Origin of the sequence: uncultured Dysosmobacter sp. (assembly GCF_947631635.1) — a bacterium.
GTDB lineage: Bacteria > Bacillota > Clostridia > Oscillospirales > Oscillospiraceae > Oscillibacter.
In genome coordinates this window covers 1-16223 of record NZ_CANRMB010000049.1, presented here as the reverse complement: position 1 = coordinate 16223, position 16223 = coordinate 1, and the positions used below count along the sequence as shown (strand labels likewise).

Below are 16223 nucleotides of genomic sequence, written 5' to 3'. Positions count from 1 at the left end.
CATTTCTTCCATGCCTCTTTTGTCTGTTTCCTCATATCCCTTATTATATCATCAAATCTTTATTTTGGACACTCCCTAAAGATTTGAACTTTTTACAGCGGATTTCCTGAAAAAGGCGGTGAAATGGTACGCCGGGAGGGGAATGCATTTGACGCAGAGTCCAGGCGTCCGGCGCAAACGCATTCGCCCCCATACCGCCAAATACAGCGGCAGGGCGGAACGCAGCCGCCGTGAGGACCTGGCCTTGCCGCGCTGCCTGCGTTCCCCATGGTTTTGCAAAACAGTGCCGTTATAGCCGCCATTTCGACAGCTTCCCCATGAGGCATTCTCACGGATGATCTCCCATGGAATTCGCTGTCCAAGATGCTTGAAAGTCTGGAGGATATTACAATTTTTTTTGCTGTCAAAGTATTGAAAACCGGAGCATTTTGTGGTAGAGTAACTTAGAATAAATAAGCCATATCTTTTATAAAAAGAGAAAGCTTTTCACAAACTTTTTCATTTCATTTTAGTACGCACTATTTTGCGGTATTTTAAGAAGAGTCAGTGGCAGCGATAATCGCGCGGGATACTTGCCCAATCACCGAATATCTGCATCTGGCCAAACTCCTGCAAGGAAGGGGATGTCGATATGAAAACTTTGAAAATGCTGTGCAGACGGGGGATTTCCATGTTGATAGTCCTTGTTATGTGTGCCGGTATTTTACAGGTCACCGCTTTCGCGGCGGAGGTCGATGAACTGTCTGACGGCGGAGAGTCCGGCATGGTTTCGATCACCCTGCATGATGACAAGACGACCGTTGCTGTGAATGGGAATGTGGTGGCTGAGAATATATCGCTGACAGATCCAGATGTTCCTGCGGCGGACCAGACGCCCGCGAAGGACGAGGCAACCCAGGTGGAGTCTCTGCCGGAACTGCCGGAGGATGGCGTCCAGGTCGATGTGGAGACCGGCAGGACAGAGGATGTGACCGTTCAGCCTGACGATGTTCCGGAGAACGCGGAAAAGAATGAAGACGGCAGCTACACCTGGACGGAGACTGTTACCGAGGGTTCCGGCCCGGTGACAACGCCTTGTGAGAATCCGCCCACGGAGGAGGAACTGGCTGACCGGCCTCACAAGACGCTTTCGGCAGAGGACATCAAGGACAAGGACGGCAACGTGATCGGCCAGAAGGTCGTGGAGGAATATACACTGGCGGACGGCACCATTTACCACAAGGTCTCTGAAACCTACGGCCCCGCTGATGGAGTTCCGGACGAGACCAGGACCGAGACGCAGGCCACCCAGACCACGACCACCGAGGCAACGACCCAGACCACCACGGTGAAGCCCACTACGGTGACGGTGCAGATGTCCGAGGTGACCCGCAAGGAAGATGCAAACGGCAACGTGATCGGCACGAACCTTTTTGACGTTCAGGGCGCGACCATCGTTGTGAAGGACAGCGGCGACGGCAGCTATGCGGCGGATGTCAAGCTCAAGCTGTCCGGCACGTTCAATGCGAATGGCGGCGTGACGCTCACGATGACCAAGCTGGACGGCACCACCCAGGAGGTGACGCTGGGAGAGGTCAATGCGGATGGGACCTACACCCTGGAGGGCATCCAGGTCGGCGATCTCACCGACGGGCAGGAAAAGACCGTCAAGGTGACCTTGACCGGCAAGCAGATCCAGACGATCACTCAGACCAGCCAGAAGCCCAGCGGCAGCAAGCAGTTTGTGAACATCGGTACCACTGGCGTGGAGACGGTCGATACAGCGGATGCAGAGAAGATCCAGAAATTCCTGGATGAGCTGGAGATCACAAAGGACTTTGTGATCTATGCGGATTCCTGTAATCAAACGATCGGTCATATTGACGGCAATATCTGCATCAATGAGCTGGACACCGGCAAACTCACAGATATTACGCTGCCGCATCCCTATGGGCCCAATAAGGATGGATCCCTGCAAGAGGATTATATTACCAACGGATACTCCTATGTGGGCCAGGTGAATGGAAGTTCCCAGATCAAGGTGACGGGCCAGCAGTATACGGATGAAAACGGCAAGAAGGAGCTTGCGACCCTTGTGGTGGGCAATACTGTGAACACGGATCCGGCGGCTAACGTGATCAAAGACCAGACGAACAACAGCTTTGATATTGTAAAGCTGGAGTCTGACGGCAGCCTGAAGAAGGAGGACGCCGAGAAGCATCCTGAGCTGGCCGACCTTGCTGACGCGATCAACATCGACCAGAACCTGATCGATATTGCGAATGCGGGCCAGGCGCTGGCCAGCGGCACTTATACGGACACGATCGCTCAGGATGAGGCAAAGCTGGTGGCGGCGAAGGATCTGTTGGCAAAGGGCACTCTGGGCAAGGGCGACGTGGTGTCTGTCACCATCGGCATTGATACCTTGACAGATTCAAATAATATCAATAATTTCAACAATAATAAATATATAGGTGAGTTGCTCAAAAGCAACAAGAAGGGCGCTACCATCATCATCAATGTCAATATGTCCCATGCATCGTCCACAGAGGTGTCGATCAACAAGCAGATGCATGATGTGGACGACTATGATGGAAACGCCGCCCGTTTGATCTGGAATTTCGGTGACTATGCCGGAACCATCAAGTTTGAGGGCAATTGTGACTATGTTGTGGGCAGAGTCGTGGCGCCCAAAGCTGCGCTGAAGGTGAGCGCGATCCAGTCCGGAAGCGCGGTCGGCAAGAGCGTCTATCAAACCAACGGCGAATTCCATATGGCCGTGGCGGATGCACATGAGGAGCCGGATATCACGACCACAACCAAAGAAGTTGAAACAGAACTGGAGATCAGTTTGATCGTCAAGGTGGACTCCGGGGAAAAGACTACCGTGACCGATGGCGGCGGCTCCTTCAAGGAGATCGAAAGCATACTGACGCAGTACAACAAGCCCAAGGACCCAATTGAGAATCCTCCGGCACCGGAGAACCCGGACCCCGAAAATCCCAAGCCGGATCCCGATCCCGACCCGGATCCGGACCCCAGACCGGACCCCGATCCGGATCCGGATGACCCCGTGGTGGATATTCCCGATGATCCCACACCCCTGACGGATACGCCCAATGACCCCAGGCCTGAAGACCTTCTTGACATTCCTGACGAGGATGTGCCTCTGGCGGATATTCCCGACGAAGAGGTGCCCCTGGCCGATGTTCCGGCGACGGGGGATATCTCCAACCTGTGGTATGCCCTGGTGATGATGTCCGCCTTCGGCCTGCTGGCGCTGTCCTTTACCGGAAAGCGCAGGAAAGAACGCGTGTAACGCCAAACAAAATCTGATTTATACACTCCAGCAGCGGAGGGCCGGGACCTTGAGGCCCCAGCCCTTCCCCTTTTTTGCGCAGGCTTTCATGGATAAGAAACTGCGTTTGGCCCTTACCGTGGTTTTGGCCTGCGCCATCTCCGCCAGCTAACACGGAAGAGGAGAAACCGGGATCTCTGGCCGACAGGGTCCTGACGTTCTCTGTCCGTACCGGACGCGGCCCCGCCATCCGCTGGAGGCCAAGACCGTCTGGCGTGGAAGTATGGCGGTAACGCGAAAACGCGAAATAGAATGCGAAAGGAGTTCCCGAATGTATCAAGCGAAAATTCCCGCGCTGTTTCTGGCGCTGTGTCTTTTGACAGGCCTTGGAGGCTTCTGCCAGCAGGCGCGGGCTGCGGAGGCGCCCCCGGGGCTTTGGCCTGCGGCCACCGCGCAGGCGGTGTCTTCGCTCCTGTATCTGGAGGACGAGCCGGTCCCCCTGGCCGCTGCTGCCTCCACCATGCTGCTGCCGGAGGCGTCCGGAACAGCCGTCAAGAAAAACAACAGAGCTGTGATCGATTATTCCAATATCACGGACGGCTATGTGATGACCCGTTTTACCGGCTCCACCAATAAGCGGCTGAAGGTGCAGGTGATCGGTCCCGCCACTACATATAATTACGACCTGACGGCCGGGAGCTGGGCCACCTTCCCTCTTTCGGACGGCAACGGAAGCTATAAGGTGACGGTGGTGGAGAATACCACTGGCTCCAAGTACGCTTTGGTGCTTTCCGTTTCCTTTCAGGTGACGCTGAAAGATGAATTCGCCCCCTTCCTCCGGCCCAATCAGTATGTGGACTATGGGTCTGCCTCCAAAGCCGTTGAAAAGGCGGCGGAGCTGACCAAAGACGTGACGGATCCGCTTGTGAAGGTGGAAAAGGTATACAGCTTCGTGGTCAAAAACTTGACCTATGACAAGGACAAGGCAAAGACGGTGAAGAGCGGCTATCTCCCCGTGCTGGACGACGTGCTGGCGGCCAAGAAGGGAATCTGCTTTGACTATGCCGCTCTGATGACGGGGATGCTCCGCAGCCAAGGCGTTCCCTGTAAGCTGGTGGTGGGCTATGCGGGAACTGCGTACCATGCGTGGATCAATGTCTGGACGGAGGCCTCCGGCTGGATTAACGGCGCGATCTATTTTGATGGAACCACATGGAAGCGGATGGACCCCACCTTTGCATCCTCCGCCAACAGCAGTGAGTCCATTATGAAGTACATCGGCGATGGAAAAAACTACACGGTAAAATATTTGTATTGATTTAGGAGCCCATATGAAAAATCAAGTTTCAAAGGAAGAGATCGCCTCTCTGTGTCTGGAGCTGTCCCTGCTGCTCCACGCCGGAGTGGAAACAGGGAGCGCCCTGTACCTGCTGGCGGAGGAGAGTGCGGAGAAAGAACTGCTGAATGCCCTTGCCAAGGGGGTGGACGGAGGAGCGCCTCTGCATGAGGCCCTGCGGGAGAGCGGGGCTTTCCCCGTATATGTCTGCGGCCTGGTGGAAGTGGGCGAACGGACAGGGCGAACCGAGGAGGCCCTGTCGGCCCTGTCCCGATACTACGAGGGACGGGTCCGTCTGGAGCGCCGCGTCCGCAGCGCCCTGCTGTATCCGGCGGTGATGCTGGCGCTGATGCTGATCGTGATCGGCGTCCTGCTGGTAAAGGTCCTCCCCATTTTTGACGACGTGTACGCCTCTCTGGGCGGGCGCCTGACCGGCATTGCAGGCGGGCTGCTGAATCTGGGCCGCTGGCTTGAAAACGTGATGCCCGTTCTGTGGGTCCTGCTGGCTGCTGCGGCAATTTTTGCCTGCGCCTATGCCCTGTCGGAGTCCTTCCGCGCCAAATTGCTGGCCGCGTGGCAAAAGCGCTGGGGAGACAGGGGGATTTCCCGGAAGCTGAACAACGCCCGTCTGGCCCAGGCAATGGCAATGGGCATGGCCAGCGGCCTGCCGCTGGAAGAAGCAGTCGCCCTCGCTGCCGGGCTGCTGGAGGGCGGCGCGAAAGAGCGCTGCCTGGCTTGCCAGCGGTGCCTGGAGGGGGGCGAAAGCCTGAGCGGCGCGCTGAAGTCCAGCGGACTTCTGCCGCCCAGCCAGTGTCACCTCTTGGAGCTTGGACAGCGCAGCGGTACGGGAGACGCCTCCATGGAAAAGATCGCCCGTGACTTGACTGAGGAGAGCGAGGCGGAGCTGGACGCTTTGGTGGGAAGAGTGGAACCGGCACTGGTGCTGGTCTGCTCCCTCCTTGTGGGGCTGATCCTGCTCTCTGTGATGCTGCCGCTGATGAATATCATGGCGGCGATTGGGTGAGCGTATGAAACAGAAAAAAGCGCATCTGCGCACCCTGCTGCGCGGCCTGTTCTTCCCAGTGGTGATGGTGGCGGTTCTGCTGTGCTTCGCCGCAGCCGTGAACAGTCTCAGCGAGGGCCGGAGCGAGGAGGACCTGCGTCAGCTGGAGGAGACCCTGCGCCGGAGCTGCGTGGCCTGCTACGCTGCCGAGGGAGCCTATCCCCCCAGCTTGGAGTATCTGAAGGAGCACTACGGATTACAGGTGGATGAAACACAGTATACGGTTCAGTATTCTGCCATTGCGGAGAATCTGATGCCGGATATTACGGTTCTGGAGAATCATCAGTGATGAGACGAAATGCAAAACAGCATATGGATGGACTGGCAGCGCTTCTGCTGTTCGGGGTATTTGCGGCCTGCGTGCTGGCGGTGCTGCTGACTGGAGCGGGCGCTTACCGGCGCTTGACCGCCCGGGATCAGGCCTCTTATGAGCGGCGGACCTGTGCACAGTACATCACGACCCGTGTCCGCCAGGCGGATTGTATGGATAACGTGTCCGTGGAACAGTTCAGCGGCGTTCCCGCCCTGCGCCTGGCGGAAGAAGGCGGGTATGTGACCCGTGTGTACTGCTATGACGGCTATTTGATGGAGCTTTATGCGTCTGAGGACGCGGAGCTTGCCCCGGAGGACGGGGAGAAACTGATGGAGACCGCTGGGCTGGCCCTGTCCCTGAAAGACGGGCTGCTGGAGATCGCCGTCACAGGCCCGGATGGCGCGGAGGACCGGATGTGCCTTTCTCTGCGCTGCGGAGAGGGGGCTGCTGCATGAGAAGTAAAGCGCCTTTGGTTCTGATGGAGCAGATGGTCATGCTGCTGGTGTTCGCTCTGGCGGCGGCGCTGTGCCTGCAGGCGTTTGCAAAATCAGATAGCATTTCAAAGCGGGGCGAGGAAAGAGACCGGGCGGTGATCCTGTGCCAGTCTGCGGCAGAGGTCATCCGAAGCTGCGGCGGAGAGCCGGCCCGTGCCCTCTCCAGTGCGGCGGAGCAATTGGGCTGTCACTATGATCAGGGACTTCTCTGGGCGGATTATGACGAGAGCTGGAACAGCGGCTCCGACGGCGTTTACCGCCTGACGGCCCAGGGGATTCCAAACGATACGCCGGGTCTGTATTCGGCTCAGGTGGCGGTGGACCGTGAGGGAGAAACGCTGTTTGAGATCACCGTGGCCTGGCAGGGGGAGGGGATCGCCTATGCGCAGTGAACGAAGATTTTCCCCGCCGGCGGTGGGAGGCATCTCCCTGCTGGCGGCATTCGCCGTGTTGTGCTTGACCATATTCGCCCTGCTGAGCCTGACAACAGTGCAGGCGAACCGGCGCCTCGCAGATGCCGCAGTTCAGTCGACCGCAGACTATTATGCCGCCGACTGCGAGGCGCAGGCCATCCTGGCCCGCCTGCGGGCTGGAGAAGTCCCGGAGGGCGTGGAGAGGAGCGGGGACATTTATACCTATATGTGTCCAATCTCGTCCACGCAGGAGCTGGAGGTCGAGGTCCAGGTGCGGGGAGCGGACTATACCGTTCTGCGCTGGCAGACGGTCTCCTCTGAAACATGGGAGGCGGATGACAGCCTGGAACTGTGGGACGGCGGGATGTTTTAGGAGGCGTGTATGGCGGAATTGCTGGATTACTTGAAGCGGGCGGTGGAGGACCACGCCTCGGATCTGTTCATCATAGCGGGCGGCACGATATGCGAGAAACGGGATAAGCGCATGCTGCCCATCAGTGAGGAGCGGGTCTTTCCGCAGGAGACAGAGCGCCTGATCATGGATCTATATCAGCTGGCGGGACGGGATCCGGCCGTATACCTCCAGCGGGGAGACGATGACTTTTCCCTCTCCGTGCCGGGACTGGCCCGTTTTCGGGTCAACGCCTACCGACAGCGGGGCTCCCTGGCGGCGGTGGTTCGGGTCGTTGCCTTCCACATCCCGGACTGGGAGGCCCTGGGCATTCCAGAGTGCGTCATGGACCTGGCGGATACTGCCCACGGCATGGTGCTGGTCACGGGGACTGCCGGCAGCGGAAAGTCCACGACGCAGGCATGCATCATCGACCGCATCAACCGGACGCGGGAGTGCCACATCATCACGTTGGAGGACCCCATTGAATATCTTCACAGGGATCAGCGCAGTATCGTCAGCCAGCGGGAGATTGCCATTGATACCGAGAATTATCTCAGCGCCCTCCGGGCGTGTCTGCGGCAGGCCCCGGATGTGATCCTGCTGGGCGAAATGCGGGATGCCGAAACGATCCACACCGCCATGACGGCTGCGGAGACCGGCCACCTGCTGATCGCCACCCTGCATACCAGGGGAGCGGTGAATACCGTAGACCGGATTGTGGACACATTTCCCGGCGGACAGCAGGCGCAGGTGCGGGCGCAGCTGGGCATGGTGCTCCGCACGGTGGTTTCCCAGCAGCTCTTGCCGGGAACGCACGGCGATCTGGTTCCGGCCTTCGAGATCATGCATATGAACAGCGCGATCCGCAGCCTGATTCGGGACAACAAAACCCATCAAATTGATAATGCCATCGCCGCGGGCGGCGGAGAGGGCATGATAACTATGGACAGTTCCATCTTATCCCTCTATAAGGCGGGAAAGATTACAGCGGAGACGGCGGTAAGCTTTGCTGCCAGCCCGGAACAGATGCAGCGCAGAATGGATTGATAAAGTGGAGGCCTTTGGGAGGAGCGGATCGTGAAAGATCCGTGAGGAGAAGGGGGTTCTCCCGCAGGCATTGCGTCGTAGGAGGCAAAAGGAGAATCTTCTGTGCCTCGGCATAGATGTTGGGATCCTCTGCCGCCAACTTCTCGCCCTTTCTACGGCGGAGCGTGTGGCTCCGATGCCGGTTTGTTTCCCCCGCAATCAGGCCACGGCTTTGACCGGGACAGAGCTTCACTCTGCCGCAGTTTGCGACCCGTCCGGATGCCGTGCAGTGCTGGGATTCCGTAATGTTGATGGGCAGCCCAGAAGGTGGACGGGCTTTTTCAGTCCATAGCTGGGGTGCATTTCGCTTTCTGGAGGCGGACCTTTTTTCAGCAGGAGAGGCAGCGCATTGCCTGGTGCGAATGCCGTTGAGATTGCTATATTCCAGGGACGAAACCGTCGATCATCCTCTATTGTGAGGGTGGCCGGCGGTTTCTTCTGCAAGAGGCTGTGGAACCGTATATATGGCTGCCCGCTGCGGCATCTGGATACAGTGTCAGGGAAGCAGACCGCCTGCCCCATGACTATGAGCCGTGTAATGTCTGGGATAGGAAAGCGGAACGGCAATTTTTCGCGGCAAATGATCTGTGCCATAGGAATCAGCAGGGCCGCGCTGCTTTTGCATAATCTTCCGCTTTCCGCGCAAACTGCGTTTATAGTCAGCGCGCTTGAGAAAGGGTAAAAAGGAAGCGAGAGAAAAGGGAATACAGCAAGGCGGAGGGTGCAGGCGGGCTGCCGCCCGCCAAAGACGGCAACGCCGCTGTTTCTCACGTTATAATCAAATCACTTGAAAAGTGATCCATTCACTTTTCAAGTGTCACAGCGCATGTGCGCTGTGACAGGCCGCGGCCTTGATTTGCATTTCATAGTCAATCACTGTGCGCTTTACGCACAGCGGGCATTGCCCGCTTGAAAAATCGTGTGCGATTTTTCAAGTTAATTGACTATATCCGCCGAGCCTTGCCGTTTTTCCAGTGCGCCGATATAACCGCGGAAAGGAAGTTTTGCAAATGCCGGAGAAGATCGTGATCGCATTGGGAGGCAATGCCTTGCAGTCCAAGGATTCCGCCCCCACTGCCGAAGCACAGCTGGAGGTCGTGCGCAGGACCGCCGAGCAGATCGCGGAGGTCAGCCGACGGGGCTATGAAATGGCCATTGTACACGGCAACGGCCCCCAGGTTGGCCGCATCCTGCTGGCGGGAGAGACCGCCCGGGACGTGGTGCCGCCCATGCCCTTTGACGTCTGTGGCGCCATGAGCCAGGGCTATATCGGCTACCACATCCAACAAGCGCTGAAATACGCGCTGAACGCCAGAAACCGCAATTACCCTGTGGTGTCGCTCACCACACAGGTGGTGGTGGACCGGAAGGACCCCGCCTTCCAGAATCCCACCAAGCCCATCGGCGCCTTTTACTCCGCCGAGGAGGCGAAGAAGCTGGAGCAGGAGAAGGGCTACGCCATGCGGGAGGACGCGGGGCGCGGCTGGCGGCGGGTGGTGGCCTCGCCCCTGCCGAGAAAGATCGTGGAGATCGGCGCAGTCCGCCTGCTGTGGGATCACGCCATCGTCATCACCTGCGGCGGCGGAGGCGTGCCGGTGGTGGAGAATCCCGACGGCACGCTGGAGGGCGTGGCCGCGGTCATTGACAAGGACTTTGCGGCGGAGCTTCTGGCGGAGCAGGTGGAGGCCGATGTGCTGCTGATCCTGACCGAGGTGGAGAAGGTGGCCATCAACTTTGGAAAGCCCGACCAGCAGGACTTGGGCAGCCTGAATCTGGCGGATGCCGCCCGGTATGTGGAGGAGGGCCAGTTCGGCACCGGCAGCATGCTGCCAAAGGTGGAGGCGGCCATGAGATTCGTTCGGAATGATCCGGGGAAAAAGGCGATCATCACCAGCCTGGACTGCTGCCTGGACGCATTGGAGGGCAAGACCGGAACGGTCGTGACCTTTGCGTGAAAAAAAGCTCCCGTGATTTTATCACGGGAGCTTTTTTATCGGCATTTTCGGGCGGCGGAGGAGCCGATCCCCAATTCCATGCGGTACTTTGCCACGGTCCGGCGGGCCAGCTGGACGCCGTTTTCGGACAGCATCCGGCACAGGGCCTGGTCACTGAGGGGGTGTCTGGGGTCCTCGGCCTTTACCAGTGCCAGCAGCTTCTGCTTCACCGCCTGCCGGGACGGACCTTGGGTCCCCACCGCGCGGCTGAAAAAGTATCGCAGGGGAAACGTCCCCTGGCGGCATTGAAGGTATTTGGAGCGGGTGGCCCGGGAGATGGTGGAGGGATGGAGCTCCAGCGCGTCCGCCAGGGAGGAGAGGGACATGGGCGCAAGCTCGGCGGTCTCTCCGGCGAAAAAGGAGTACTGCGCCGCCAGGATCGCGTCGGCACAGCGGCGGAGCGTGCTCCCCCGGCGCTCCAGGCTGTTCAGCAGCCACTTGGCCTGCTGCATCTTCTGCCGCAGGTATTCCCGGGTGTCCTTTTCGTCGGACTCCTTCAGCAGGCGGACATAATAGGAGCTGATGGAGATGTGGGGGAGATAGTATTCGTTCAGAATGGCCTTCAGCTCGCCGTCCAGCTCCACGATGAAAACGTCCGGCCGTACATACACTGTGGGCTCGGCGGGCTGAAACGCGCGGCCGGGATGGGGCTCCAGACTGGAAATGATCTTTTCAGCGGCCTGGATCTCCTCCACTGTCAGACCCAGCTCCCGGGAGATGGGACCGTAGTGCTTCCGCCCCAGCTCCGGCAGGAACCGGGCGGCGATATCCAGGACAGCGGGAGAGATGTCCTTCCGCCGGGCGAGCTGGAGCAGCAGGCACTCGGAAAGACTCCGGGCGCCGACGCCGGCGGGCTCCAGGCCCTGCACAGCCTCCAGTGCCTGATCGATCATAACCTGGGGAATCTTCAGCTCCAGAAGGCCGTCCAGGTCCTCCGGCGCCAGATAGCCGTCCTCATCCACCAGCTCGGCGATGTATTTGGACAGGGCCAGCAGCGGCTTTGGCAGGCGTTCCCGGTCCAGCTGGTCGCAGAGGAAGGCTGCAAGGCTCTCCGTCTCCCGGTCCAGCACGCCCCGTTCAGGCAGTTCGCTGTCCTCATGGGTGAAGCTGGCGCCATAGACGCCGCCGTCGATCCAGCTGGCCTTCTGCCGCAGTTCCTCATAGGCGCTGCGGAGGTCCGAGGCGTTCTCCTGCTCCAATAAGGGGTTTTCTTCCGCGGCACGGCCCAGATAGTCCAGCAGCTCCTGGGAGTTCATTTGCAGGATCTCCATGGACTGCAGCAGCTGGGGCGTCAGCTTCAGCTCCTGCCGCAGTTCAGCTTTCAGTGAGACAAGACTCATGTTCCGACTCCTTTCCAGCCCTGCGGTCAGCGGGTGACGTATTTGGCCACCTTCCGCGCCGCGGTGGCCTGGGAGATGCCAAGCTCCTTGGCAACTGCCACGGTGGTCCCGCAGCGGCGGTAGGCGTCCCGGATGATCTGCCCCTCATAGGCATCCATCCGCTCCGCCAGGGTGCCGGTACGGGCCAGCAGCTCCGCCGGCGGGACTGCCTCGCCGGTGTACTCCACCGGCAGATGGACCACATCGATGATGGGGTCCTGCACGGTGATGACCATCCGCTCGATCAGGTTTTCCAGCTGGCGCACATTGCCGGGCCAGTCGTACTGTTCCAAAAAGGCCTGAAAGCGGGGACTGAAGCTCAATTTCTTGCCGTATTCGCGGCAGAAGCGGGCGAGGAACTGATAGGCCAGGGGATAGATATCCTCCCGGCGCTGGCGCAGGGGCGGGATGTGGATGCGGATGACGTTCAGCCGGTAAAAGAGGTCGGAGCGGAACAGGCCCCGCTGGACCTCCTCCTCCAGATGGCGGTTGGTGGCTACGATCAGCCGGAAGTCCAGCTCGATCCTCTTGGTGCCGGACAGCCGCTCAATGGTTTTTTCCTGGATGAGCTGCAGCAGCTTCGACTGGATATGGGGCGGGAGCTCACCGATCTCGTCCAAAAACAGCGTGCCGTGGTTGGACAGCTCGATCTTGCCGATCTTGCCGGAGGCGGAGGCGCCGGTGAACGCGCCTTTTTCATAGCCGAACAGTTCAGACTCGATGAGGTTCTCGTGGAGCACCGCGCAGTTGACCTCGATGAAGGGACCGCTGCTCCGGTTGCTCATGGCGTGGATGCTCTTGGCAATGGCGCTCTTGCCCACGCCGGTCTCGCCGGTGATGAGGATGTTTGCCTTGGTGTTGGCGGTGTTCTGCATCAGGGTCCACAGCCGCTCCATGGAGGCGCTTTTAAAGACCAGACTGGTGGAGGTGGCCCGGGTGCGCAGCTCCGCGATCTCCTGAGAGTACTGCTTCAGGGAGTCCTGAAGGTGCCGGTAGTTCTGCTGGATGGCGTTGATCTGCTCCATGGACACCGTGTTGAAGCACACGGCGTATTTCAGCTCCCCGCTGTTGTCAAACAGGGGGATGCCCACGGTCATCACGTTTTTGTGGGTGTGGTTGATGGTCTGCGTGGTGGTGATCTTCTTCCTCTGGCGGATGACCTCCGCTGTGATGCAGGGGGTAAAGGTGCCGTCCTCCTCCAGGTCAAAGGCCGACTTGCCCACGATGGAGTCGTGGGCAAAGCCAAAATTCTTCTCATAGGTCTCGCTGACCCGGAGAATGATGCCCTTGGCGTCGGACAGCATCATATCGTCCGCCAGGACCAGATTATTCTCTGGATTGATGATATCAAAAAGCCCCTTGAGGTTGATGTCATCGTCAAACAGCTCGGAGAAATTTGTAGACTGTGACAAAATTTGCACCTGCCTTCCCAACACCGGAAAAACCGGCAGTTCTATTCAAAAATGAGTATACCATATTCAAGACTGAATAGGAAGAGGGCAGAGGCGGAAAAGAACAGTCGGATTTGACAGAAATGCGCTGCAGGAATTATTCTATCCGCACAAAACCACAGCGCGAATGTGGAAACGGCGGGGGCCGCGCAGGCTATTCATAATTGAATAACCTGCGTGGGAAACTTATATCAAATGTGCAGAACGTGACAAAAACCAGCTGGAAAATTTGACGATACGCACAAAAAAGTGCAGCCGAATTTCCAAAAAGACCATTTGAAAACTGGCATATTTTTTGCTAAAATTATAGAGCAGCAAGAAATAGGGATGCACGGTAAAAGCTGCGGATGTGCATCGCCCAATAAAGATTAGAGGAGGAACTACAACATGTATCAGACCATTCGTTACGAGAAGAAGGACAACATCGCCATTGTCACCATCAATCGTCCCGAGGCCTTGAACGCTTTGAACTCCACTGTGGTTTCCGAACTGGAGCAGGTCATTTCCGAGGTGGAGAAGGACGCCGAGCTGGGCGCCATGATCCTGACCGGTGAGGGCCGCTCCTTCGTGGCCGGCGCCGACATCGGCGAGCAGTATCCCATGGACGTGGCCGCTGGCCGCAAGTGGGGCCAGCGCGGCAGCGCCCTGTTCCGCCGCATCGAGAAGCTGGAGATCCCCACCATCGCCGCGGTGAACGGCTTCGCCCTGGGCGGCGGCTGCGAGATCGCCATGAGCTGTGACATCATCCTGGCCGCCGGTCCCAACGCCGAGGGCAAGGGCGGCGCCAAGTTCGGCCAGCCCGAGGTGGGCCTGGGCATCACCCCCGGCTTCTCCGGCACCCAGCGTCTGCCCCGCCGCGTGGGCGTGGCCAAGGCCAAGGAACTGATCTTCTCCGGCAAGACCATCGGCGCACAGGAGGCCAAGGAGATCGGCCTGGTCAACGCCGTGTATGCACCCGAGGAGCTGCTGAACGGCGCCATCGCCATGGCCAAGTCCTTCACCGTCAACGCCCCCATCGCCGTGAAGTACGCCAAGGCCTGCATCGACCGCGGCATGCAGATGGATATCGACGACGGCATCGCCCTGGAGAACGAGCTGTTCGCCATGTGCTTCGCCACCGCCGACCAGAAGGAGGGCATGAGCGCCTTCCTGGAAAAGCGCAAGGAAAAGCACTTCCAGAACAAGTGATCCGCGGGTGCCTTGATCCGGAATGATTCTTTAAACTCACATTACATATAAAAGAGGGAAGACAAGCATGAAGAAAGTTCGCGTGATTACCGCTGAAGAAGCGGCGCTGCTGGTCAAGGACGGCGACACCGTTTCCACAGGCGGGTTCGTCAGCTGCGCCTGCCCCGAGGCGCTGACCAAGGCTCTGGAGCAGCGCTTTGTGGAGACCGGCCATCCCCGTGACCTGACCCTGTTCTTCGCGGCCGGCCAGGGCCACCGGGACGGCACCGGCGGCGACCACTTCGGCCACGAGGGCATGTGCAGGCGCGTGGTGGGCGGCCACTGGGACCGCGCCGCCAAGCTGGGCGAGCTGGCCCTGCAGAACAAGCTGGAGGCCTACAACCTGCCCCAGGGCGTCATCACCCACATGTACCGCGACATCGCGGCCCACAACATCGGCACCATCACCCATGTGGGCCTGTACACCTTCGTCGATCCCCGCAACGGCGGCGGCAAGCTGAACGAGTGCACCAAGGAGGACCTGGTGAAGCTGGTGAACATCGAGGGGGAGGAGCGCCTGCTGTATAAGCCCATCCCCATCGACGTCTGCCTGATCCGCGCCAGCTATGCCGACGAGTACGGCAACTGTACTGTCCACCGCGAGATCGGCCCTCTGGACGTCACCGCCCAGGCTCAGGCCACCAAGAACTCCGGCGGCAAGGTCATCGTCCAGGTCGAGAAGATCGTCCAGGGCGGCTCTCTGGACCCCAAGCTGGTGAAAATTCCCGGTATCTATGTGGACGCCATTGTGGTAGGCTCTGTTGAGGACAACATGCAGTGCCTGGGCATGCCCTATGACGGCGCCCTGACCGGCGAGTTCCGCATCCCCGTGGACGCCATCCCCCCCATCCCCCTGGACGCCAAGAAGATCCTGGCCCGCCGCGCGGCCATGGAGCTGCCCGAGGACGCCATTGTCAACCTGGGCACCGGCGCTCCCGAGAAGATCGCCAACGTGGCGGCCGAGGAGGGCATCTCCGACAAGCTGATCCTGACCGTCGAGGCCGGCGGCATCGCCGGTGTGCCCTACGGCGGCACCCAGTTCGGCGCCTCCGCCAACGCCATGGCGATCCTGGACCACAATGTCCAGTTCGACTTCTATCAGGGCGGCGGCCTGGACGTGGCCTTCCTGGGTCTGGCCGAGACCGCTCCCAACGGCGACCTGAACGTCTCCAAGTTCGGCACCCGTCTGGCCGGCGCCGGCGGATTCATCGACATTACCCAGAACGCCAAAAAGGTGGTCTACTGCGGCACCTTTACCGCCAAGGGCCTGAAGACCGAGTGCAAAGACGGCAAGCTGGTCATCGTGCAGGAGGGCGCCAAGAAGAAGTTCGTCAACCAGGTGGAGCACATCACCTTCTCCGGCGTCTATGCCAACAAGGTGCATCAGCCCGTTCTCTACGTCACCGAGCGTGCAGTGTTCGAGCTGCGTCCCGAGGGCGTGACCCTGATCGAGATCGCCCCCGGCATCGACCTCCAGACCCAGGTCCTGGACCAGATGGAGTTCATGCCGAAGATCGCCGAGGACCTGAAGCTCATGGATGAGCGCATCTTCCGTGACGAGCTGATGGGACTGGCCAACGACTAAACCACAAGACCCCCAACATATTGAGGAGGAAACATAAAATGGCTTTAATGACCGCACAGGAGTATATCGAGAGTCTGCGCAAGCTGAACACCCGGGTGTACATGTTCGGCGAGAAGATTGAGAACTGGGTGGACCACCCCATGATCCGTCCCTCCATCAACTGCGTCGCCATGACCTACGCCCTGGCCCAGGATCCCCAGTACGCGGATCT

14 protein-coding genes are annotated in these 16223 nt (G+C 59.2%); 12 read left to right on the top strand and 2 right to left on the bottom strand.

The window, feature by feature from the left end; all coding sequences use genetic code 11:
• Positions 1 to 631 precede the first annotated feature (631 nt).
• The 9 genes from Q0Z71_RS16740 (at position 632) to arcC (ending at position 10331) form a co-directional block, all read left to right on the top strand.
• Positions 632 to 3298 carry an LPXTG cell wall anchor domain-containing protein gene (locus Q0Z71_RS16740; protein WP_298025223.1) on the top strand — a complete coding sequence of 889 codons (2667 nt, stop codon included), beginning with the start codon at positions 632 to 634 and terminating at the stop codon, positions 3296 to 3298.
• A 310-nt stretch (positions 3299 to 3608) separates the two neighbouring features.
• Entirely contained in the window at positions 3609 to 4595 is a 987-nt protein-coding gene (locus Q0Z71_RS16735; protein ID WP_298025220.1) for a transglutaminase family protein, read from the top strand.
• Positions 4596 to 4608: 13 nt separating this feature from the next.
• Positions 4609 to 5637 (top strand): type II secretion system F family protein, encoded by a 1029-nt coding sequence (locus Q0Z71_RS16730; RefSeq protein ID WP_298025217.1) that lies wholly within the window; start codon positions 4609 to 4611, stop codon positions 5635 to 5637.
• A 4-nt stretch (positions 5638 to 5641) separates the two neighbouring features.
• Positions 5642 to 5965 carry a hypothetical protein gene (locus Q0Z71_RS16725; protein WP_298025215.1) on the top strand — a complete coding sequence of 108 codons (324 nt, stop codon included), beginning with the start codon at positions 5642 to 5644 and terminating at the stop codon, positions 5963 to 5965.
• Positions 5965 to 6444: a DUF4860 domain-containing protein gene (locus Q0Z71_RS16720; protein ID WP_298025227.1), complete on the top strand. Its 480-nt coding sequence runs from the start codon at positions 5965 to 5967 to the stop codon at positions 6442 to 6444. The genes Q0Z71_RS16725 and Q0Z71_RS16720 overlap by 1 nt, the downstream gene beginning before the upstream one ends.
• Positions 6441 to 6875 carry a hypothetical protein gene (locus tag Q0Z71_RS16715; protein WP_298025212.1) on the top strand — a complete coding sequence of 145 codons (435 nt, stop codon included), beginning with the start codon at positions 6441 to 6443 and terminating at the stop codon, positions 6873 to 6875. The genes Q0Z71_RS16720 and Q0Z71_RS16715 overlap by 4 nt, the downstream gene beginning before the upstream one ends.
• Positions 6865 to 7269: a hypothetical protein gene (locus Q0Z71_RS16710; protein ID WP_298025209.1), complete on the top strand. Its 405-nt coding sequence runs from the start codon at positions 6865 to 6867 to the stop codon at positions 7267 to 7269. The genes Q0Z71_RS16715 and Q0Z71_RS16710 overlap by 11 nt, the downstream gene beginning before the upstream one ends.
• A gap of 9 nt (positions 7270 to 7278) precedes the next feature.
• Complete coding sequence (locus Q0Z71_RS16705; RefSeq protein WP_298025206.1) at positions 7279 to 8337, top strand: type IV pilus twitching motility protein PilT; 1059 nt, start codon at positions 7279 to 7281, stop codon at positions 8335 to 8337.
• A gap of 1049 nt (positions 8338 to 9386) precedes the next feature.
• Positions 9387 to 10331: a carbamate kinase gene (gene arcC / locus Q0Z71_RS16700; RefSeq protein WP_298025203.1), complete on the top strand. Its 945-nt coding sequence runs from the start codon at positions 9387 to 9389 to the stop codon at positions 10329 to 10331.
• Positions 10332 to 10366: 35 nt separating this feature from the next.
• On the opposite strand, the gene rpoN is transcribed toward arcC, so the two are convergent.
• Positions 10367 to 11710 (bottom strand): RNA polymerase factor sigma-54, encoded by a 1344-nt coding sequence (gene rpoN / locus Q0Z71_RS16695; protein ID WP_298025201.1) that lies wholly within the window; start codon positions 11708 to 11710, stop codon positions 10367 to 10369.
• A gap of 26 nt (positions 11711 to 11736) precedes the next feature.
• Positions 11737 to 13161 carry a sigma-54-dependent Fis family transcriptional regulator gene (locus Q0Z71_RS16690; RefSeq protein ID WP_298025198.1) on the bottom strand — a complete coding sequence of 475 codons (1425 nt, stop codon included), beginning with the start codon at positions 13159 to 13161 and terminating at the stop codon, positions 11737 to 11739.
• 426 nt (positions 13162 to 13587) lie between these two features.
• Between Q0Z71_RS16690 and Q0Z71_RS16685 the strand changes: the two genes are divergently transcribed.
• The 3 genes from Q0Z71_RS16685 to Q0Z71_RS16675 all read left to right on the top strand — a co-directional run.
• Entirely contained in the window at positions 13588 to 14388 is an 801-nt protein-coding gene (locus Q0Z71_RS16685; RefSeq protein WP_298025196.1) for an enoyl-CoA hydratase-related protein, read from the top strand.
• 67 nt (positions 14389 to 14455) lie between these two features.
• Positions 14456 to 16012, top strand: a complete 1557-nt coding sequence (locus Q0Z71_RS16680) for an acyl CoA:acetate/3-ketoacid CoA transferase (RefSeq protein WP_298025193.1) — start codon at positions 14456 to 14458, stop codon at positions 16010 to 16012.
• Positions 16013 to 16050: 38 nt separating this feature from the next.
• The coding region (locus tag Q0Z71_RS16675; protein WP_298022179.1) for a 4-hydroxyphenylacetate 3-hydroxylase N-terminal domain-containing protein at positions 16051 to 16223 on the top strand (173 nt) is incomplete at its 3' end.

Bases quoted from the DNA above. Each gene is read 5' to 3' on its own strand.
- Q0Z71_RS16735 (WP_298025220.1), top strand. From the start codon at position 3,609: ATGTATCAAGCGAAAATTCCCGCGCTGTTTCTGGCGCTGTGTCTTTTG.
- arcC (WP_298025203.1), top strand. From the start codon at position 9,387: ATGCCGGAGAAGATCGTGATCGCATTGGGAGGCAATGCCTTGCAGTCC.
- Q0Z71_RS16715 (WP_298025212.1), top strand. From the start codon at position 6,441: ATGAGAAGTAAAGCGCCTTTGGTTCTGATGGAGCAGATGGTCATGCTG.
- Q0Z71_RS16720 (WP_298025227.1), top strand. From the start codon at position 5,965: ATGAGACGAAATGCAAAACAGCATATGGATGGACTGGCAGCGCTTCTG.
- Q0Z71_RS16730 (WP_298025217.1), top strand. From the start codon at position 4,609: ATGAAAAATCAAGTTTCAAAGGAAGAGATCGCCTCTCTGTGTCTGGAG.
- Q0Z71_RS16725 (WP_298025215.1), top strand. From the start codon at position 5,642: ATGAAACAGAAAAAAGCGCATCTGCGCACCCTGCTGCGCGGCCTGTTC.
- rpoN (WP_298025201.1), bottom strand. From the start codon at position 11,710: ATGAGTCTTGTCTCACTGAAAGCTGAACTGCGGCAGGAGCTGAAGCTG.
- Q0Z71_RS16710 (WP_298025209.1), top strand. From the start codon at position 6,865: ATGCGCAGTGAACGAAGATTTTCCCCGCCGGCGGTGGGAGGCATCTCC.
- Q0Z71_RS16705 (WP_298025206.1), top strand. From the start codon at position 7,279: ATGGCGGAATTGCTGGATTACTTGAAGCGGGCGGTGGAGGACCACGCC.
- Q0Z71_RS16685 (WP_298025196.1), top strand. From the start codon at position 13,588: ATGTATCAGACCATTCGTTACGAGAAGAAGGACAACATCGCCATTGTC.
- Q0Z71_RS16680 (WP_298025193.1), top strand. From the start codon at position 14,456: ATGAAGAAAGTTCGCGTGATTACCGCTGAAGAAGCGGCGCTGCTGGTC.
- Q0Z71_RS16740 (WP_298025223.1), top strand. From the start codon at position 632: ATGAAAACTTTGAAAATGCTGTGCAGACGGGGGATTTCCATGTTGATA.